We start from the raw sequence: 20,060 nt of genomic DNA on the forward strand, positions 1-20,060 counted from the left end.
TACTATTTTGAATTACTTTTAAATAAAAATCAACTGTCAAAACAAATATTATAAAATAAAAACAGCAATAGAATGAATATTGATCTATTGCTGTTTACATCTATAACCAATTAAAAATACTATAATATCCAATTAAGTTTTTCTTCTGTTCTAGTTACACCCACAGGTAAATTAGTAAGATTAGATTTGTCAAGCAGATTCTCAAGCCTCTTTATACCCACAATATCAATTCTTGACATAGCAGCATATCTTATAGCATCAGGACTCACCATAGCACAAGTTATCAGTATACTGTTAGCAATATTTGCATTAACCGCATAATCATATAAATGCACAAGCTCATCATTAAATATAGGGCTATAAGAAGTTCTGAAATAAACTATCTTTTTAGGAGAATGAGGACTATTATTCTCTTTAGCAAAAACTATAATATATTTTTTATCAGTTATCTTGGAGGAATATGGAATGAGTCCTATGCTTGCTACAACCTTTAAAGCAGCATCAATAAATTCATCTCCCTCCAATTTAAAGAATTTTTTAATATTTTCGCTATATCTTGAATCTTTATAATTGTTAAGTTTCTCATTAGCATCTTTATAATTAGGATCTATTACAATTATACTTTCTAATATCTCCATAGATTTATTTATATTTCCAACTATATCATAACATTCAGAAAGAGTATAAAGTATAGCCAAATTTAATTCTTTATCATAACTATCATAACTTATAGCTTTTTCCAAAGTATTTATAGCAGACTCAATATTTTCTAATTTAATATAACAAATACCCATTTCATATAATGATTTAACAGCATACTCTTTATCTTTATAAGAATTGGAATAGTACCTTATAGCAGATTTATAATCTTCTCTTCCTCTATAAGCTCTTCCCAAATTATAATTCAATAAAGGATCATCTTGAAATTTCTTGTATATATTATTCATAGCAGATATAGCATCATTGAAATTGCCCATATTAACAAAACAAAAAGCTTTATACTTTAAGGCTTCTGAATTATTAGGCTGTATATCTAATGCATCATCAAAATACCTTATTGCTGTTTCATACTGTCTATTTTCATAATATATTACACCTATTTCTAATGCAACCACAAGTTTATAATCTTCTATATTAAAAAGTGTAAGATACTGAGCCAATGCTTCTTCTTTTTTACCAATTTTATTTAAAGCTCTAGATAATGATAAAATAGTTTCAGGATTATTATATCCTTCATCTATAGCATGTCTGTATTCCACTATTGCAAAGGGATATTCTTCCATTTTGGCATAGCAGTCCCCCATCATAGAATGTATCTCGGGTCTTTTTATGCCTGGTTTATCTTTAGCTAAAATTTCTTTAAGTTTCAATAAGGCAATATCATTTCTTCCTTCGCTAATAAAATTATTTACCTTATCAATATCAGAAGTTTTATCTGATAATTTATTAAATAAAAATTTTCTAACTATAAGCAAAAGTGTAACGAATACACATATAAATACTATAATAGCAACATTATTCATATCTCTATCTACTCTATACTATATATAAATTCGGAATTATTATACATTATTTTTAAAAATAATTCCAATTTTTAATGTAAAAAATTTATATCTTTATCATTCTAGCAAATATTTTAAAAATTTCAGCAGCTAAAATAACAACAACTGAAATTCCCACAGTTTTTAACCAAGTATCCAAGCTTAAAGGTACTGTATTAAAAAATCCGCCCGCATACTGCGTTGCTAATATCTGTAATACAAAAGTAATACCCATACTTAAAAGCATTAATTTATTATTCAAAAAGTATTTAAATACGCTGTCAAAACCCAATTCTCTGCTGTTAAAAGAATTAAATATTTGGAACATTACAAACATAACAAATAATACCGTAGGCTGTTCTGCCTCTGCAACATTAAGTATATTTAATTTGCTTTGAAGCATAAATAATACTATCATAACGGTAGCTGAAAATACTATTTTAAATATCATCTTTTTAGTTACTATGCTTGCATTTCTTTTTGTAGGCATTCTCTTCATCAAATTATCTCTTATAGGTTCAAGCCCCAAAGCTATAGCTGGAGGTCCGTCCATAATGATATTTATCCATAATAGCTGTATGGCAGAAAAAGGCGATTTTAAACCTGTTAATGTAGAAATAAGAACAACAACTACAGAAGCTAAATTAACGGTAAGCTGAAACTGTATAAATCTCTGGAAATTATCATAAATACCGCGTCCCCACTGAACAGCTTTAACAATAGTAGCAAATGAATCATCAAGAAGAACTATATCGCTAGCCTCTTTTGAAACTTCTGTACCTGTTATACCCATAGCAACGCCAACATCTGCATTTTTAATTGCCGGAGCATCATTGATACCGTCTCCTGTAACAGCAACTACATTCCCCATTTCTTTTATAGCATTAACTACACGCATTTTTACTGTAGGAGTGCTTCTTGCTATAACTGATATTTTGCCTAAATTTTGTTTTAATGTGCTGTCGTCCATAGCATCAATATCTTTTGCCTCTAGAACTATACTGTTTTCATTAAGTATTTTTAATTCTCTAGCTATTGCAGTTGCTGTAACTATATTATCACCTGTAAGCATTTTTATGTTTATTCCGGCACTTCTGCATTGCTCAACAGCATCATAAACCTCTTTTCTTACAGGGTCAGATATTGCTACAAATCCGTCATATATCATATTACTTTCAAGTTTTTCTCTATTATTTTCAACATTATCATCAACTATTTTATGAGCAAATGCTATTACTCTTTTTGCTTCATTTTGGAATTTTTCTATTGCCTCTTCAATACCTTTTTTCTCAGCATCACCTATACTGCACATAGCCATTATTTTTTCTGGACTTCCCTTTGTAAATACAATAGTTTCATTATCTATTTTGGCAACTGTTGTCATGTTTTTTGTATCTGATGAAAAAGGATATTCATATATTATTTTTGACTTTTCTCTTATCTCTTTATAATTAAATCCAGACTTACTTGCAGCCACTAGTAATGCACATTCTGTAGGGTTTCCTAAAAATTTAGCAATACCATCTTTATAATCAACATCAGCAGTAGAGTTAATAGCAAAGTTTTTTATAATCTTTTCATTTTTTATATTTTCTGGCTCTATGTATTCACCATTAGCAAATAATTTATTTAAAGTCATTTTGTTTTCTGTAAGAGTACCTGTCTTATCCGAACAAATAACATTAACACTTCCTATTGTTTCACAAGCTACCATCTTTTTTACTAGAGCATTCTGCTTAGCCATTTTTATAATATTTATAGAAAGTGAAACGGCAACTATTGTAGGAAGTCCCTCTGGAACGGACGCTACAATCAAAACTATACTTGTAATGAATGCTTCTGAGATAGTAGTAAAATTAGCATTTCCTGTTCTTATAAAATTAACAACCTGAATTATAAAAACTACAGCAGCAGCAGTTATACCAAACATTGCTATTCTTTTACCTAACTGAGCGAGTTTCTCTTGTAAAGGAGTAGAAGTTTTCTGTGTTTTTGAAAGCTCTCTTGCTATTTTACCAAACTCTGTTGCATCTCCTACAGAAGTAACTATCATTTTACCATTGCCTGTGGTAACAAATGATCCAGAATAAGCCATGTTTATTCTCTCAGCTACAGGAGTTTTTTCATCTGTAAGTATTGCATTAGCATCTTTTTCTACAGGTTCGCTTTCACCTGTTAAAGCAGATTCATCAATATTTAAAGACACACTTTCCAATAATCTGCCGTCAGCTGGAAGTTTATTTCCTGTTTCTATAAAAGCAATATCTCCAACAAGCAAATCTTTTTGATTGATTATTTCTATATTACCGTCTCTTATAACTTTTACTCTAATATCTTCATTAATACTATTCAATGCCTCAAATGCCTTAGCACTTTTACCTTCCATAACTATAGTAATAGTAATAGATAAGCTTATAGCCAAAAATATACCTAAGCATTCTAAAAAGTCAGCATGTCCTCCATTAAAATATGCTACAGTGTTTACGCCTATTGCTATAATACCTGCAAATATAAGCATCAATATCATAGGTTCTTTTAATGATTCTAGTATCTTTTGAATTAAAGTAGCCCCTTTTTCTTTTGTAAAACTATTGGCACCATATTTTTCTAAACTAGTTTTTCTCCCCTCTTCAGTTAACCCAATTTTAGAATCGACTTTGAGTTCTTTAAGAATGTCTTCTTTGCTTCCCAAAAAGCTGTTCATAAATTACCTCCAATTTAATTATTTTTTAATTATTAAAAATAAAATGCATAAAAAAAGACTCATGTATAAATAAATCATTAAAGAATAGAATATTGCACCAATCTTTAAAGATTTATTTATACTTGAGTCTCATTAATTAAGGCTAACCAAACTCTAGTAATTAAGAGCTGCGATGTTGGCTTTGCCGCGTGAAATACGCCAATTACTCCCTCACGAGTATTTCATTATGTATATTAGTATTATAGCAAATAAAAAAATAATGTCAATATATTGTAAAAAAAATATTTATTTTTTTAATATTTTTACATTATAAAAATAGTTAAATTAACTAATATACCTATTACAATTTATAAAAAATAAATATTCATTATTGACTTTTAATATACCTATTATATCATTATAATATAGATTATAGTTAAGGTAAATTTTATTTATGATAATATTTCTATATATCAATAATATTTATTTTCTTAACAGATTCGTAAAAATAATATTCAAATATTATATAAACTTATTTTATATTTTCAATAATTTTTGTTAGGAGAAAATTATGAATAAAAAAATTTTATTAACAATATTTATATCTCTATTAATATTAAATTGTTCAGCAACAATAACAACCCCAAGTCCTGAAAATAAAGTTGATATTGGAGATGGAAGCTTCATAGATCCTACAGGAAACCCCAATTCACAATCATCAGGAATTATAATAACAGATCAAGTGCAAATATCTGGATTTATAAAAAATCATAACGGAGCTTATTACTCCAGATATGATGATAACAGTCTTGGACTTAGATATATAATAGACAGTGATTCAATATATAATGGATATGGTACAAAAGTTGAAGCAACGATGAAAACTTTATTGGGTAATAAACTTCAAATATATATAGAAGGAAAGCCTGAAAGTTCCGGTGCTGGTTTAGGCTATGACATGAATGATGAAATGTATACTTTTAATTTTGGAAGCGATGGAAATATTTATCTTTTTGCAAATGCAATATTTCACAAAGAAAATTATCAAAAACAAAGCGGATATAATACATTAATTGGAGAACCTATATCAGAATTAATAACTTACTCAGGAAACTACTATTACTATGACTATGATGATACTAAAAAATATTATATAATTATAGATACAGCCGGACAAGTATATATGGATGATAATTTTAAAATTAATTATTCAAAAGCAGAATTAAGTAATAGTGTATTAATAATAACATATAAACAAACAGGAGGTACTTCAAGCAGACAAGAACTTCATTTTTATGATAAAGATGGAAATCAAGATTATAAATTGATATTTGGTAATACTTGGATTAATAATCAATTACAGTATGAAACTTTAATAAAATACAATCTATTTAGCCCATATAGCGGTACATATAAATCCGTAGACAGCAGTATAACTTTAACAATAACAACTACTGATGCTCAATTAAATACTGTGCCATATAGCTATACACCTGTTATCATTGGAAATACTTTAACTATATATCAGTATTCTTCAAGAGAAGGTACAAAAGTGCATAAATTTGTATTTAATAATGATAAAAGCAAAGCAGTATATACAAAACCAGATGGTACAGCTATTGAATTAAATAAATAACTAAATTATTATAACAAATAATAATATTGATTTTTTTACTATATTAACATATTATTTAGATAATAACATTTTAATTTACAAAGGAAGTAAAAATGATTAAAAAATTTTTATTAATTATATCATCAGTAATGATTATACTTATTGCAGGATGTTCAGCTAATAGTAACAAAGAAATAAAAACAGATACTGCAGAAATATCAAACTTTCTAAAAGGATATGACGGCAGATATTATCATGAACATGAATTTACAAATGGAAGCTACACTCATGTAGTATTTAGAATAGAAAATGGGAATATATACATAGGAGAAGATAAAAATCCAATAACTAATTTGTCTTTATCAAAAAATTCATTGTTAATGGATATTAATGGAAACACTCAGTTAAGTAATACATATAATCAAATATATTCAATACTTGAAGTTAATCTATTTAATGATCATATAAAATTCAGCGGAAAAAATATCTTTGATAAAGAAGATTTTAATATTCCTGATGAAGACTACATAGTAATAAATAAAATTAAAGGATTGGAAGCATATACTGGTAATTACTATATACCAACTTTTGATACTAATGGTCAAATCAAAATTAAAAATTATACTATTTTAATAGATAAAGAAGGTAATATATACGGATATAAAGGAATGACAAATGTGGGAATGACTTTCACATTACAAGACAATGTTTTAAAATCAGAACATTATGACAATAATAATGAAAAGGTTATGATGTCTTATGAATTAGAAAAAGATAGAATAATATATAAAATAGATTTTATATATGGAAAAGAATATTCTTATGAATTAATGAAATCAGATCTATTTACTCCTTATTTAGGAACATATTCATCAGGAGATATAGTTTTGCAAGTAGAAGAAAATATTGCTACAATCAGCACCATGAAAAAAGGCAACTATCATTCTGAAATAATAAATAATAACAATTTAACCATATCAGAGATTTTATTCTCAAATGATACTGCAATAGAAAAAATAGATCATAAAATAACATTTAGCAACGATAAAACAACAGCTATATATACTAAACCAGATGGAAGCACTGTAGAATTGACTAAGCAGTAAAATAATTCTTCAATATAAAAATTAAAGTCCTATTCATATTATTTATGGATAGGATTTTTTATACTAAAAAATTATAGTATTACATATTTATAGAAAACAAAATAGTTCATCAAAGATAATTTAATTAAATAATATACTTTAATATAACATATAAATTAAAAAACTAATTCATAGTTATTTTATGAATGAGTTTTTTAGTAAAATTTATTTGAAAAAAAAACTATTATATGATAATATATCAAAATATATCATTTGGAGCAATAAATGAGAAGAGGTAAAAAAAATCCATTTCAAAAAGAAATTGAAAGAAAATTTGGAACTAGCGGATTTGAACTTAATTCTTTTTTATCTGGTGGTAAAAAAATGAAAGTTACTAAAGAAGAAATAGAAGACAGATATGATATAACTCTTGAACAATTTGCATATTTTGCACAAATATCCGGATACAAAGTTCTTGCAGATAGTAAAGCTCTCATTATATTTAAATAAATTATGAATAATAACTTTAATGTACTGATTCTAAATGATTTATGTTCCTATGGTAAGGCATCTTTAACAGTCAATATACCAATATTATCTTATTTTGGTATAAAAGTTTCACCTCTCGTTAGTGTTATACTTTCAAATCATACTGCTTTTGAGTCTTTCTGTGCTTTTGATTTAACCGAACAATTAGAAAAAATTGTAGAAGAGCTAAAATTAAGAAAACCTAATTTTGATGCTTTTTATGTAGGATGGATAGCTTCTGGTAAACAGCCTGATATTGTTGTAGATATAATAAAGAGTTTTAATATTGGAACTATTCTTATAGATCCAATACTTGGTGATAATGGGAAGCTATACCCTTCTATGTCTAATGAGCATGTAAATGCTATGAAAGAATTAATAAAATATGCTGATATAGCAACACCAAATATTACAGAATTAGCTATATTATTAGGAAAAAATCCTTCTATAAAATATAATGAAGAAGAAGTTAAAGACATGGCAATAGAACTCTCTAAAATTGGTCCGAAAACAGTAATCGTTACAAGTGTTTCAAAAGATGATAATATAGGAAGTCTATGCTATAAAGATAATAATATAATAACTAGCTATTATCCTAAAATAGATATAATGATACCTGGTACCGGAGATGCTTTCGGAGCTTCATTATTAGCATATATATTAAAAGGTGATACTATAGAAAATGCTTTGAAAAAGTCAACAAAGTTTATATATAACTGTGTTGAAGCTTCAATAAAAGATAATGATAACCGAGTTTATGGAATAGCAATAGAAAAAAGGCTTAATTTACTTTAATTATAAAAAATATGCTCACTCCTATTCCCACCCTATAGACTTTTTGTTGTTTTATGTCATTTCTGCCTTATATTGCTTTTTAACTTTAACTGTTATTTTAACTGCCCACCCAATTTTTTTTAAATTTATTGCTGCAATTACCGCACGGTGAAAAAAATTATAAATATAGTATAATAAATAATTGTAATTTAAATCATTAATAATGAGCCGTTTAACGTGCGGTGTAAAAAATAAAAATATAATCAAAATTTGGGTGGGAATGCTTTTACAGACTAAGTAAAAAAATTAGTAAACACTTTTATATTAAGTAAAAAATAAAAAAGCATAAAGGGCGGGATTTCAATATGCACTTTATGCTTTGTTAGTTTTTATTATAATAAATTTTTACTCTATTATTTTATTTTGAACATACTCAATCTCTTTTAATATTATATTTCTAGCTTCTGAATCTCTTCCCCATACAGCTTTACTTAAAGCAGTTTGATAATTATTCAAAGCATCTTTAAGTAAATTTGTTGTATTGCTATCTATATATTTTTCTGCCCTGAATTTATAAATATCCGCTAAAAGTTTATATCCGCTGTAATCATCAGGAACTAATGCTAAATAGTTTAAAGCATAGGTCTCAGCCTCCATATCATTTTTTAAATTGTTGAGATAAACTAAAGCAGCTCTGTAATTAGCAGCAGCATAATTCTTTCTCATCTTAATAATTGCTTCATAATCTGATAATGATGATTTACTACTTCCCATAAGTTCATTTATATATGCTCTTTGATAAATATAATCAATATTCTTACTATCAAATGATAAAGCATTATTAATTATATTTAAAGCTTCACTATAATTTCCAATTTTTGTATAAATCTTTGAAGCTGCATACAGGTTATCAGGATTGTTAACATTTGCACTTATTAACTTTTGAAGCTCTTCAGAAGAAGGACTATAATTATCTATATTAACAGCACTTTCTGCCGCATATATAGGATTAACATCAATATATTTAGATGCCCTATCATAACATAAAAGAGAATATTCGTATAAATAAGCTCTATTATATACATATCCCAATAATAAATCTTTTCCGCCATTAACATTAATATATTCAGTAATTCTATTAATAATGTTAAATCCTTCTATATTGTATTCGTATATATATGCTTCAGCAAGTCTTATTCTATTATCTATATAAGCAGGCGAAATTCTCAAAACCTCTTTCATTATAGAAGATAAACTTACATAAGCATTTATATTATCATAATATCCAATAGAACTTAAATAAGAATCTATATACATTTCATTTTGAACAGCAATAGCATCATAATTGCTTCTATTTCTTCTTACAGCCAAAGCCACAGTTTTAGATGCTTCTTCATATTTCTTGTTATCATACAAATATGCAGCATAAAGTCCATAAACTGATGACTCAATCTGCTTTATATAAGCAACATCATAATTTTTATTTCTCAAATCAGCTATATAAGCTAAAGCCTCATCAAATTGGTTAAATCTAATAAATTCAAATACTTTGTCCGTAACTAAATTTAAATGTAATTTTAATTCCTCTTCCCAATATTCAGTAGCTCTTATATCTATAGCATCTCTCTCTTTTTGATAAACTGATGTATCATTATTTGAAGCTCTAATACCTAACATCTTTCTAAGCAAAAGAACATTATTAACACTTATTGTATTGGCATTAAAATTTTATTTTAATATATTTATAGCCTCATCTATAGAACCTAAATTATAATATGCCTCAGCAATATAACCTATTCTAATCTGTTCTTCATTTCCATCAAATTTATACTTAGAAAGCAGCTGCATTATATCTACATAATATTTTTTCTGCTTTAATTGCTCGGTCTTATCTAATATTTTATTGTATTCTATATTATTCAATAAACTGTTTGCTATATCTTCATAAGATGATACAGATTTTAATAATTCATAAGCCTCATCATATTTTTTTTGTCTTATCAAACTTCTACTATAATTAATTTTATTTTCATCAGAAATATTATACAAATTTATGATTTGAGATATTATTTTATCTGGATAATAACTATATCCTAAACCATAAAGCATAGAGGCAAATGTTTCATATAATCTAGGTTTATTATATGTATATTCTAATCCTGTTTCTAATATTTTTACAGCCTCAGTTTCATTATTTTCATATAAATATATTTGAGCTAATATAGCATAGGCTTCATCAAAATCTTTTACAGATTTAATAAGTTTTAATAATATACTTTTTGCATTATTATAATCTTCCAAAGCAAAATATGTTTTAGCCAAAGCAACTGTTATTTCCGGATAATCAGAAGAATATGAAGATATATTATTTAGTATATTCATTGCATTTGTATAGTTTTGAGATGAAAAACTCATATCCCATAAATATATTTCTTTTTTTACTGCTGCATTGCTTATTTTTGTTTGAATTCTAATTTGTTCTTCACTATCGGAATATATTGCATTTCTGTAATTATTTATAGCATTATCATACTGATTATTTAAATAATTTATATCTCCAAATCCTTCATTAGCATAAGAATTATTTTGTTTTACACAGGCATTAAAATAATAATCAGCACTCTTAACATCTCCATTTTTTAAAGCAGAATCACCGGCTAAAAAAAGCCAATAAGGATTATTAGTTACTTTATATGCTATAATACATGATCTTAAAGTTTCTTCGTATTCATTAATAGTATCAAAAAATTCAAATATCAGCCCATAAACTGCATTATGATCTTTTTCTTCTATGTATAAGGATAAAAGTTTTTTAAAATCTAAAGAAGCATAATAAAGATCAGCCCTTCTATAATATGAAAGTCCTCTAAGATAATATATCTCATAATAATCTTTATAATTATTTTCTAAAGAATTACATAAATTAATTGCTTCAAAAAAATTGCCGTCTTGTACAAATTTTCTAACTTTCTCTAATTCTTTATTTAAATCATATTGATTATTTGCAGTCAAAGTATTTTTATTGGTATTTACAGTTATACTTTCTAAAGTTATATCCGCATTTCTATCACTCATTACAGTATGATATTGTAAAATATCTCTGGAATATGCCGAAATATATATAGTAAACATTATAAATAAAATTTTATTTATTTTCATAACAAGTCCTTATTTATCATTTCAAGTATCGGAATGGAATTTGGTATATTTTAATTATTACGGATAAAAAATGAAAGAAATTATTGTATTAATATCTAATGCCAGCAATATGAAAGATAAATCTAATCAATTTATGCTTAATATGATAGAACATTTTTACAAATCATCTATAAAAATAACAGTATTTTCAAAATCATTCCCAAAGAATTTTCCTGCTTATATTACAAGAAAACATTTATCTTTGTTATTTTTAAAAAAGTCAGCAAAGAATATAGCAAATATTGCTGAAAATACTGATGCAATTATAGCTGTAGATTTTCCTATGAATATAGCAGCATCTATGGCTAAAAATATTCTAATAAAAAAAAGAATAAACAAATTACCTGTAATAGTATGGTATGCTTTAAATTTCCAAAATCATTTATATTTTCATGAGAAAAAAGACAGTAAAACAACATTAATAGATAAAAAACTTATGAAATTGGATTATGAACATACTGATAATATTGATATAATAATATGCGGAAGTAAAAAAACAAAGGAAAGATTATTATATTTACATAAAGATATAAAAAATATAGAAGTCATACAGCCTTATTTCTCTCCTTATATATTTATTAATAAGGATAAAAAATCTGAAAAAGACAAATCAATAATAATATTTTATAATAAAGAGGATAGTATTTTCAAATGTACAGCAGCTTATGCACAATATCTGAAAGAAAGTGATGATATATATAAATTAAAAATAATAGGATATGATAAAGAATTAAAAGAAAATATTCATAAATTATCTATAGAAGAATATGTTGAATTTATAGATGAAGATGATAATAGAAAAATAGGAAAAGAAATAGAGACCTCAAAATGCATAATAATACATAATATAAAGGATTCTTTCTATACCCAGTTAATAGCAGCCTGGCATTATAAGACATTGCCTATAATAGATGCTAAAAGCTCATCTGCTGAAATAGCTTCTGATGATAAAAATGCATTAATATACAACTCTCAAAATCCAATATCAATAATATCAAAAATAAAAAAAATGACTGAAAATAATAAATCTTATGAATTATTTATGTCATCAATAGATGAAATTCAAAATACAGATAAAATCTTAAAATTAATCTATAACTTCAATCATAATTAAAATTAAAAAAGGAGGATAATTCCCCCTTTTATAATTATTAATTTACTATTACCAATTAGTTTTATTAGGCTTTCTTAAAGTAGGCTCATCATTAGGAGGCATAACTTTTTTAAGTTCATTAAATAACCTTTTCTCCTCAGCAGACAATTTAGATGAAACATCTATATTCACTACAACAAATAAATCTCCCCTACCGGATCTGTTTATATGAGTTGCACCGCTTCCTTTTAATTTAAATATTTGTCCGCTGTTAGTTCCTGCTGGAATTTTTATTTTCACTTTCTTTTTATCCAAAGTTTGTATATAAATATCCGCACCTAATGCCGCCTGTGCAATATTGATTCCTACTTCTGTTATTAAATCCATACCATCTCTTACGAAATAAGGATGAGGACTCACATGAATATATAGATATAAATCACCTGCTACTCCGCCTCCTACAGCCTCTCCTTCTCCGCTTACTCTAAGCTGAGTATTATCATCAATACCTTTAGGAATATTAACAGAAATAGTTTTATTTTTCTTAACAGTACCGCTTCCTTTGCATTTCTTACAAGGAGTTGTTACTATAGAACCGCTTCCATTACATTTACTGCATGTTCTCCTTACGCTGAAAAAGCCTTGGGCCATTCTAACCTCTCCACTTCCTCCGCAAGTAGGACAAGTCTGCGTTTTTGTACCGGGTTCAGCTCCTGTACCATGACAAACATCGCAGATATCATTTTTATCTAATTTGATTTCCATTTTCTTTCCGAAAACTGCATCTTCCAAAGATAAAGTAACATCATGTCTTATATCGTTGCCTCTTCTTTGGGATCTTGAAGATCTTCCGGAAAATCCGCCTCCAAAAAAGGAACTGAATATATCATCTAAATCACCGAATCCGCCGCCGCCGAACATTTGCGAGAAATCAAAACCGCCTCTGCCGTAAGCATCAGCAAAATCACTATGAACGCCCTGAAAACCAAATTGATCATATTGAGCCCGTTTTTTCTCATCAGATAAAATCTCATAGGCCTCTGTAGCCTCTTTAAATTTATCTTCAGCTTCTTTATTTCCCGGATTCCTATCTGGGTGATACTGCATAGCTAATTTTCTATATGCTTTTTTTATTTCATCGTTAGTAGCTGTTTTTGCTACTCCTAATACTTCATAATAGTCTCTTTTATCTGCCATTTATCATATCCTCTGTATAAAATTTATCATTAAATATTAAAAATCATTTTTTTCTTCTGCCTAATATTAAACCTAATCCAATACCTGCTGCAGCCAATCCACCAATGATATACTTATTGGAAGATAAATATTTAATATTATACTGCATGCGGCTGTCTTTATTAGATAAAACTTCATAGGCCTCATTTATATCTACAAATCTTCGATTAGCCTCTTCATCACCTGGATTTCTATCCGGATGATATTTCATAGCTAATTCCCTATAAGATTTTTTTATTTTTTCATTGCTTGCAAATATATTTACATCAAGTATCTTATAATAATCTTTATCCATAATAAATATCCTTTAATTATATAAAAAATTATAAACACATTTATTTTTCAAAAAACATCAAACTTTCAACTACCAATAATAAAGCAGAAGAAATCCATATAGCTCTGATGCCAAGAATATTAGTAAATAAAGTTCCTAAAAAAGCACCTAAAGCAAAAGAGCATAATATCATAATATAGATAAAACCCTTTTTTAATCCTGTTTTATCTTTATTAAATAAAAATTTAAATATATTCTCTGAAGCAGATCTCAAATTACCTGTACACATATTTGTAACATAAGAAAGTCCTTCCACCTTATTAAATGTTATCATAAATATTGCCGACATAAATGATATACTTCCTACAATTACCGTGTCTGAAAATGTTTGAGGAAGCAATCCTACTATAAATAGTACAATAGAATGTATTAATATAATAACATATTCAAATTCAATAATCTTCCTTTTATTCAAAATTTGCTTTATATATAAAGCAAAAAAAATACCAATAACAAAAATTATAATAGACATAAAATAATGCAAAGTATCGTTAAATTGTTTTCTAACCAACCCCATAGAAAAAAATATTATATTACCCGTCTGAGCATAAGCAAAAACGCCTCCCCTAGTAATATAAGTATAAGCATCTACAAAACCTCCTATCATGGTAAGCATAGAAGCTACATATATAGTTTCGGTTGTATGAATGGACTCATTTTTTCTTTTAATAAAAGCTATAAAACTGTTTTTCACCTTGCCGCCTCAATTTTATTGCCGAATATTATAACACAAAAAAATATTTTTAGAAACATTTTAATAAATACATAATCATTAAAACATATTTAATTATAAAATCATAATTTCAAAATTTCTTCAGTAGTTAAACCTGTTATTTTGCTTATTAAATTTATATCAAGATTTTCATTTTTCATATTTTTAGCCAACACATATTTTTCTTTTTCTATACCTTTTTCTATACCTTTTTCTATACCTTTTTCTATACCTTTTTCTATACCTTTTTCTATACCCTTTGATATCCCTTTTCTCTCGGCTTCTGCTAATTCATAATCAAGCATTCTTTTATTAAAATATTCATCAGCCTCTTTTCTTCTATAACTATCTATTAAAGGATTAGTATGTACAAACGATTCAGATTTTAATTTTACTTCTTCAAATATAGTATCTTCTTTTAATAAATTTTCCATCTTATCCCCCTTAAAAAACTTTAACCAAGATAAAAATTTCTTCTCCGCTTCATCATAACTTGAATTAAAATTAAATTTAGGAAGCTCTATATAATGAAGCTGACAATGATTAGTAAGTATTCTGTTATGTTTAATCTCTTTTAAAACATAACATGTATGAATATCCTTTATATCATACATCAAATTAAAATTCAAAATATTAATGCTTATTACTGGACATAAATTATTATAATTATCACCCTTATTTAACATCACAGCATAACCATTAGCCCAATAAAATAAACTCCTATAAATAAACTCGATATTGCCCTGAGACTGTATCTCTATAATAACAACTTCTCCGCTGTCGGTAGTGCATCTTATATCCATCACAGACTCTTTAGATTCTAAATATTTGCTCAAGTTAAAAGGATTAAGAATCTCAGCTTTTACAAAAGTTCTGAAATGCATATTTTTCATAACAGAATTTATAAAACTAAGTATTATTCTCTCATTACCTTTCTCTGAAAATAAATACCTTATATAGCAGTCATTTATTCTGTTCATATTATCAACAGTAATAATTTCTTTTTTAAGTTTTTCAAGATACTCTGAATATTCCATACCAGCCTTTAAAAATAGTTGTTTGTTTATTATACTAGTATTATGGTAAATTGTCAAAGAACAAAAATTTTAAATATATTTTATTATTCAGCCACTTTTGATTTTAAAAATTCTGCTACTTCTGAATGCTAGTTTTTTTAAAGCGGAGTTAAATGCTTTATAATTTTATTACCTATAAAATTTACATCAGCATTTTTACTTATTAGATATTCTACCACTTTTGAATGACAATTAGTTGAAGCATCATACAATGCATTATTTAAATCATTGGCTCCATTTTCTACTAAATATTTTACTATTTATAAATGCCATTTTTCTGAAGCATGCATCAAAGCTGTTTTACCATATTCATCTTTTATGTTTATATCCATTCCTTTATTAACTAACAGTTTTAATGTTTCTAAATCATTATTTTTAGAGGCTTCTAATAATTCAATCATTTTATATCCTACATAAAAATATAGGCGATTGAAAATCAACACTTTCAAAAAATTAACTTCCAATCGCCCATTAGACTTTATATATTCAACTTTTACTTTTTATCTGTATCAAACATTAAACACTTTAAATATGAACCAGGAAAATAAATACATCTTACTTGTTCAACATTTTGCCCATATTTAACTCTAGCATTCATTATAGTAGAACATATATCTCTTATTTCATCTTCATTATATCCTCTACTAGTACCATATATAGGACTTCCAGCAAAAATTTTAACAAATCCTAAACCAGATAAATACTTTTCTAAATCTGGGCTAAAAGTGGTACCATAAGTATTACTACCTGTTGAATTAATAATCCAAGTATAATGGTTCTCATCTTCAACAACACCTAGTTTTTTTTCTAATGTAATAGTTGAATTTTCTATCATAAACTACCCTCCATGATTTATTGATATTTATAATAATTTATTTTTTGTCATTATCATCAACAACTTCATAATCAGCATCAACTACGCCGTCATCTTTTCTGCCTGAATCTTGGCTATTATCAGACTGTGCCTGCTGTCCTGCATCTGCCTGACCTTGCTGTGCTCCTGCTTGTTTATAAAGTGCCTCTGAAGCTTTGCTCCATGCTGCTTGTAAATCGTCTGTAGCTCTTTTAATACTGTCTGTATTATTAGATTCTACTGCTGATTTTAAAGCACTCATTTTTGACTCAATTTCTGATTTGTCAGAAGCCTGTAATTTATCGCCGTTTTCTTTCAATAATTTTTCTGTCTGATAAATCATATGGTCAGCATTGTTTTTAGCTTCAACTTCCTCTTTTTTCTTCTTATCTTCTTCAGCATGTTTTTCAGCGTCCTGAACCATTTTGTTTATTTCATCTTCGCTAAGTCCGCTTGAAGAAGCTATTGTTATTTTCTGCTCTTTACCTGTACCCAAATCTTTAGCTGTAACATGTACGATACCGTTAGCATCAATATCGAATGAAACTTCTATTTGAGGTACTCCTCTTGGTGCAGGAGGTATTCCTACCAAGTCAAATCTTCCAAGCTCTCTGTTGTCATTAGCCATTTTTCTTTCACCTTGTAATACTCTAATAGTTACAGATGACTGATTGTCTGCTGCTGTAGAGAATACTTGTTTTTTGTTTGTAGGTATAGTAGTATTTCTGTTGATTAAAACAGTCATTACTGAACCTTCTGTTTCAATACCAAGTGAAAGCGGAGTAACATCAAGAAGAAGTACATCTTTAACATCACCTTTTATGATACCGCCTTGTACTGCTGCTCCCATTGCTACTGCTTCATCTGGGTTTACACTTTTATTTGGTTCTTTTCCAAATATGTTTTTAACTGTTTCCTGTACTAAAGGTACTCTTGTAGAACCTCCAACAAGTATAACTTCATCTATATCGCTTGTAGAAAGTCCTGCATCTTTCAATGCTTTTTCACATGGAATGCGAGTTTTTTCTACTAAATCTCTTACTAAATCCTCAAATTTTGCTCTTGATAAAGATACATTCAAGTGTTTAGGACCTGATGCATCTGCTGTCAAGTATGGCAAATTAATATCAGTTTGTAATGAACTTGAAACTTCTTTTTTAGCTTTTTCAGCAGCTTCTTTTAATCTCTGTAAAGCCATTTTATCATTATTCAAATCAACGCCTGTATCTTTTTTGAACTCATCTATAAGCCAATCAATAATAGCTTGGTCAAAATCATCACCGCCCAAGTGAGTATCACCGTTTGTACTTTTTACTTCAAATACTCCGTCAGCCAATTCAAGTATAGATATATCGAAAGTACCGCCGCCTAAGTCATAAACTGCTATTTTTTCATCTTTCTTCTTTTCTATACCATAAGCTAAAGCAGCTGCAGTAGGTTCATTTATTATTCTTAATACATTAAGTCCTGCGATACGGCCTGCATCTTTAGTAGATTGTCTTTGACTATCATTAAAGTATGCAGGTACTGTAATAATAGCGTCAGTTACTGTTTCACCTAAATACTCTTCTGCTGTTTGTTTCATCTTTTGAAGGATTCTAGCACTTATCTCCTGAGGAGTGAAGTTTCCTTCCAAAGTTTTAATTTTTACTTTGCCACCGTCTTCTATAACTGTATAAGGCATTCTTGAACGCTCTTCTGTTACTTCTGCATAAGTGTTACCCATAAATCTTTTAATAGAGAATATTGTATTTTCTGGGTTAGTTACCATTTGGTTTTTAGCAGGCTGACCTACTAATACTTCGCCTTTATTTGTAAATGCTACTATAGAAGGTGTTGTTCTGTTTCCTTCAGCATTTGTTATTACTACAGGTTTACCGCCTTCCATTACTGATACGCATGAATTTGTTGTTCCTAAATCTATTCCAATTATTTTACTCATAATAAATTTCTCCTTTTTCAAATATTACTAAATCTTTTAATACTAAAATTAATATATCTTAAATTATATACTGTCAGTCTTTCGTCAGAACACTAACAACATACTCAGTATGACCATTACCCAAATGAGAAGTAGTAAGGTCAACATTGATTACTTCTTTATCTCTGATATGATTATTAATCGCATCAGTCAAATCCTGAAGAACTCTGTTTATATGCTGTATGCTCTCCTTTTTGTCTGCTTTCGGCTCGTAATAAGCTCTAAAAAGTTGAATATGTGCCATAAAATCTCCTAATTAATTATTTATTCTTTAGGTGCCGCAGGAGGTTTTCCCACTACTACCTTAGCTGTTCTCAATAGCTCATCATTCAATTTATAACCTTTAGCATAAACTTCAACAACCTTTTCTTTATCAAGATCTGGAACTTCTATCATAGTTAATGCCTCATGTACATTAGGATCAAACTCTTCTCCTAAAGACTCTATTTCAGAAACCCCATTATCATGCATAAAGTCTATAAATTGTTTATGTATTAATGATATTCCCTTATAATACTCAGAATTCTGAATATTTTCTTCTTTCTCTCCAGCTTTTAATGCCCTCTCAAAATTATCCATAAAATTTAACAAAGACAATAAAAGTTCTTTATTCGCTCTCTTTATACCGTCGATTTTCTCTTTAGATGTTCTCTTTCTAATATTTTCTGCCTCTGCCATAGCATACATATATTTATTTTTCATATCAGCAGATTCATTTTCTAATTCTTCTATTCTTTTTTTCAATGCAGTTATTTCATCTTCAGTATTATTTTCAGTATTTTCTTCTGATTGCTCATTGTTTTCAGCTGCTTCTGCTTCTACATTTTCTTCCTCTTTTTTATCTTCACTGTTTTCTTTTATTTCCTCTTCCATTTATTCTCCTTTTATTAATAAGTCTTATTTTATAACTTTTTAATATTCTCAGCTTTATACCACTACTATATGCAATAAATGTGCCAATAAATAAAATTTAAACAATATATTTCATAAAAAATAACTAAGTAAAATATATCTAAAACATATAAATACTAAGAAAAACTAATAAATAATATGCTAAATATAATACAAAAACATATTAAAACATATAAATAATTTTTAATTATAGCTAAATACAAAGATATATAATATTAGATGTACAATTTTTATACATCTAAAATATTCAATCATGTATTATTTTTAGACATATAAATATAGCAAAATGAACATTATGACAATATTAGACAATAAAAGTTTGAATTTCCGTTAAAAAAAGTATCACCCTGTATAAAAGACATCAGGGTGATAAGGAGGTTTATGAAAAATTGTATTAATTTAACAATACTCCTAAATTATATATAAAATCATATAAAAG

19 protein-coding genes are annotated in these 20,060 nt (G+C 27.4%); 5 read left to right on the top strand and 14 right to left on the bottom strand.

Annotated features, from left to right (window positions below; all coding sequences use genetic code 11):
* Positions 1 to 119 precede the first annotated feature (119 nt).
* Positions 120 to 1,523: a tetratricopeptide repeat protein gene (locus tag A966_RS11655; RefSeq protein WP_008725839.1), complete on the bottom strand. Its 1,404-nt coding sequence runs from the start codon at positions 1,521 to 1,523 to the stop codon at positions 120 to 122.
* A gap of 85 nt (positions 1,524 to 1,608) precedes the next feature.
* Entirely contained in the window at positions 1,609 to 4,245 is a 2,637-nt protein-coding gene (locus A966_RS11660) for a calcium-translocating P-type ATPase, PMCA-type (RefSeq protein ID WP_008725842.1), read from the bottom strand.
* Between the two features lie 550 nt (positions 4,246 to 4,795).
* Here A966_RS11660 and A966_RS11665 point away from each other — a divergent pair.
* From A966_RS11665 to A966_RS11680, 4 genes are all read left to right on the top strand, one after another.
* A complete protein-coding gene (locus A966_RS11665) occupies positions 4,796 to 5,860 on the top strand; it encodes a hypothetical protein (protein ID WP_008725845.1) in 1,065 nt (354 codons plus the stop codon).
* A gap of 92 nt (positions 5,861 to 5,952) precedes the next feature.
* Entirely contained in the window at positions 5,953 to 6,945 is a 993-nt protein-coding gene (locus A966_RS11670) for a hypothetical protein (RefSeq protein WP_008725846.1), read from the top strand.
* Positions 6,946 to 7,209: 264 nt separating this feature from the next.
* On the top strand, positions 7,210 to 7,434 hold the full coding sequence (locus A966_RS11675) for a hypothetical protein (RefSeq protein WP_008725848.1): 225 nt from the start codon (positions 7,210 to 7,212) through the stop codon (positions 7,432 to 7,434).
* A gap of 3 nt (positions 7,435 to 7,437) precedes the next feature.
* Positions 7,438 to 8,247 carry a pyridoxamine kinase gene (locus A966_RS11680; protein WP_008725851.1) on the top strand — a complete coding sequence of 270 codons (810 nt, stop codon included), beginning with the start codon at positions 7,438 to 7,440 and terminating at the stop codon, positions 8,245 to 8,247.
* Positions 8,248 to 8,631: 384 nt separating this feature from the next.
* On the opposite strand, the gene A966_RS13850 is transcribed toward A966_RS11680, so the two are convergent.
* Together A966_RS13850 and A966_RS13855 are read right to left on the bottom strand one after the other, a co-directional pair.
* On the bottom strand, positions 8,632 to 9,915 hold the full coding sequence (locus A966_RS13850) for a tetratricopeptide repeat protein (RefSeq protein WP_232817773.1): 1,284 nt from the start codon (positions 9,913 to 9,915) through the stop codon (positions 8,632 to 8,634).
* A gap of 39 nt (positions 9,916 to 9,954) precedes the next feature.
* Positions 9,955 to 11,385, bottom strand: coding sequence for a tetratricopeptide repeat protein (locus tag A966_RS13855; RefSeq protein ID WP_232817774.1), 1,431 nt, complete (start codon positions 11,383 to 11,385; stop codon positions 9,955 to 9,957).
* A 70-nt stretch (positions 11,386 to 11,455) separates the two neighbouring features.
* Here A966_RS13855 and A966_RS11690 point away from each other — a divergent pair, with 70 nt between their 5' ends.
* Positions 11,456 to 12,538, top strand: coding sequence for a glycosyltransferase (locus A966_RS11690; protein WP_008725853.1), 1,083 nt, complete (start codon positions 11,456 to 11,458; stop codon positions 12,536 to 12,538).
* A 48-nt stretch (positions 12,539 to 12,586) separates the two neighbouring features.
* Here the strand turns inward: A966_RS11690 and dnaJ are convergent, their stop codons facing one another.
* The 10 genes from dnaJ to A966_RS11735 form a co-directional block, all read right to left on the bottom strand.
* Positions 12,587 to 13,714, bottom strand: a complete 1,128-nt coding sequence (dnaJ, locus tag A966_RS11695) for a molecular chaperone DnaJ (RefSeq protein ID WP_008725854.1) — start codon at positions 13,712 to 13,714, stop codon at positions 12,587 to 12,589.
* Between the two features lie 43 nt (positions 13,715 to 13,757).
* Complete coding sequence (locus A966_RS11700; protein WP_008725856.1) at positions 13,758 to 14,048, bottom strand: DnaJ domain-containing protein; 291 nt, start codon at positions 14,046 to 14,048, stop codon at positions 13,758 to 13,760.
* 40 nt (positions 14,049 to 14,088) lie between these two features.
* Entirely contained in the window at positions 14,089 to 14,781 is a 693-nt protein-coding gene (locus tag A966_RS11705) for a YoaK family protein (protein ID WP_008725859.1), read from the bottom strand.
* Positions 14,782 to 14,882: 101 nt separating this feature from the next.
* On the bottom strand, positions 14,883 to 15,836 hold the full coding sequence (locus A966_RS11710; RefSeq protein ID WP_008725861.1) for an Rpn family recombination-promoting nuclease/putative transposase: 954 nt from the start codon (positions 15,834 to 15,836) through the stop codon (positions 14,883 to 14,885).
* Positions 15,837 to 15,973: 137 nt separating this feature from the next.
* The gene (locus A966_RS14035) at positions 15,974 to 16,087 is read right to left on the bottom strand and encodes a hypothetical protein (RefSeq protein ID WP_369451339.1); all 114 of its coding nucleotides are present in this window, start codon (positions 16,085 to 16,087) and stop codon (positions 15,974 to 15,976) included.
* Positions 16,088 to 16,135: 48 nt separating this feature from the next.
* Positions 16,136 to 16,276 carry an ankyrin repeat domain-containing protein gene (locus A966_RS13300; protein ID WP_008725862.1) on the bottom strand — a complete coding sequence of 47 codons (141 nt, stop codon included), beginning with the start codon at positions 16,274 to 16,276 and terminating at the stop codon, positions 16,136 to 16,138.
* Positions 16,277 to 16,368: 92 nt separating this feature from the next.
* Entirely contained in the window at positions 16,369 to 16,710 is a 342-nt protein-coding gene (locus tag A966_RS11720) for a hypothetical protein (protein WP_008725864.1), read from the bottom strand.
* A 37-nt stretch (positions 16,711 to 16,747) separates the two neighbouring features.
* Entirely contained in the window at positions 16,748 to 18,670 is a 1,923-nt protein-coding gene (gene dnaK, locus A966_RS11725) for a molecular chaperone DnaK (RefSeq protein ID WP_008725866.1), read from the bottom strand.
* A gap of 73 nt (positions 18,671 to 18,743) precedes the next feature.
* Positions 18,744 to 18,953 carry a hypothetical protein gene (locus A966_RS11730; RefSeq protein ID WP_008725868.1) on the bottom strand — a complete coding sequence of 70 codons (210 nt, stop codon included), beginning with the start codon at positions 18,951 to 18,953 and terminating at the stop codon, positions 18,744 to 18,746.
* Positions 18,954 to 18,973: 20 nt separating this feature from the next.
* The gene (locus A966_RS11735; RefSeq protein WP_008725870.1) at positions 18,974 to 19,582 is read right to left on the bottom strand and encodes a nucleotide exchange factor GrpE; all 609 of its coding nucleotides are present in this window, start codon (positions 19,580 to 19,582) and stop codon (positions 18,974 to 18,976) included.
* Between the last annotated feature and the right edge of the window lie 478 nt (positions 19,583 to 20,060).

Source organism: Brachyspira hampsonii 30446 (assembly GCF_000316195.1).
GTDB lineage: Bacteria > Spirochaetota > Brachyspiria > Brachyspirales > Brachyspiraceae > Brachyspira > Brachyspira hampsonii_C.

Coding starts and splice junctions, on each gene's coding strand:
- A966_RS11655 (WP_008725839.1), bottom strand. CDS start 1,523: ATGAATAATGTTGCTATTATAGTATTTATATGTGTATTCGTTACACTT.
- A966_RS11660 (WP_008725842.1), bottom strand. CDS start 4,245: ATGAACAGCTTTTTGGGAAGCAAAGAAGACATTCTTAAAGAACTCAAA.
- A966_RS11665 (WP_008725845.1), top strand. CDS start 4,796: ATGAATAAAAAAATTTTATTAACAATATTTATATCTCTATTAATATTA.
- A966_RS11670 (WP_008725846.1), top strand. CDS start 5,953: ATGATTAAAAAATTTTTATTAATTATATCATCAGTAATGATTATACTT.
- A966_RS11675 (WP_008725848.1), top strand. CDS start 7,210: ATGAGAAGAGGTAAAAAAAATCCATTTCAAAAAGAAATTGAAAGAAAA.
- A966_RS11680 (WP_008725851.1), top strand. CDS start 7,438: ATGAATAATAACTTTAATGTACTGATTCTAAATGATTTATGTTCCTAT.
- A966_RS13855 (WP_232817774.1), bottom strand. CDS start 11,385: ATGAAAATAAATAAAATTTTATTTATAATGTTTACTATATATATTTCG.
- A966_RS11690 (WP_008725853.1), top strand. CDS start 11,456: ATGAAAGAAATTATTGTATTAATATCTAATGCCAGCAATATGAAAGAT.
- dnaJ (WP_008725854.1), bottom strand. CDS start 13,714: ATGGCAGATAAAAGAGACTATTATGAAGTATTAGGAGTAGCAAAAACA.
- A966_RS11700 (WP_008725856.1), bottom strand. CDS start 14,048: ATGGATAAAGATTATTATAAGATACTTGATGTAAATATATTTGCAAGC.
- A966_RS11710 (WP_008725861.1), bottom strand. CDS start 15,836: ATGGAATATTCAGAGTATCTTGAAAAACTTAAAAAAGAAATTATTACT.
- A966_RS13300 (WP_008725862.1), bottom strand. CDS start 16,276: ATGATTGAATTATTAGAAGCCTCTAAAAATAATGATTTAGAAACATTA.
- A966_RS11720 (WP_008725864.1), bottom strand. CDS start 16,710: ATGATAGAAAATTCAACTATTACATTAGAAAAAAAACTAGGTGTTGTT.
- dnaK (WP_008725866.1), bottom strand. CDS start 18,670: ATGAGTAAAATAATTGGAATAGATTTAGGAACAACAAATTCATGCGTA.
- A966_RS11730 (WP_008725868.1), bottom strand. CDS start 18,953: ATGGCACATATTCAACTTTTTAGAGCTTATTACGAGCCGAAAGCAGAC.
- A966_RS11735 (WP_008725870.1), bottom strand. CDS start 19,582: ATGGAAGAGGAAATAAAAGAAAACAGTGAAGATAAAAAAGAGGAAGAA.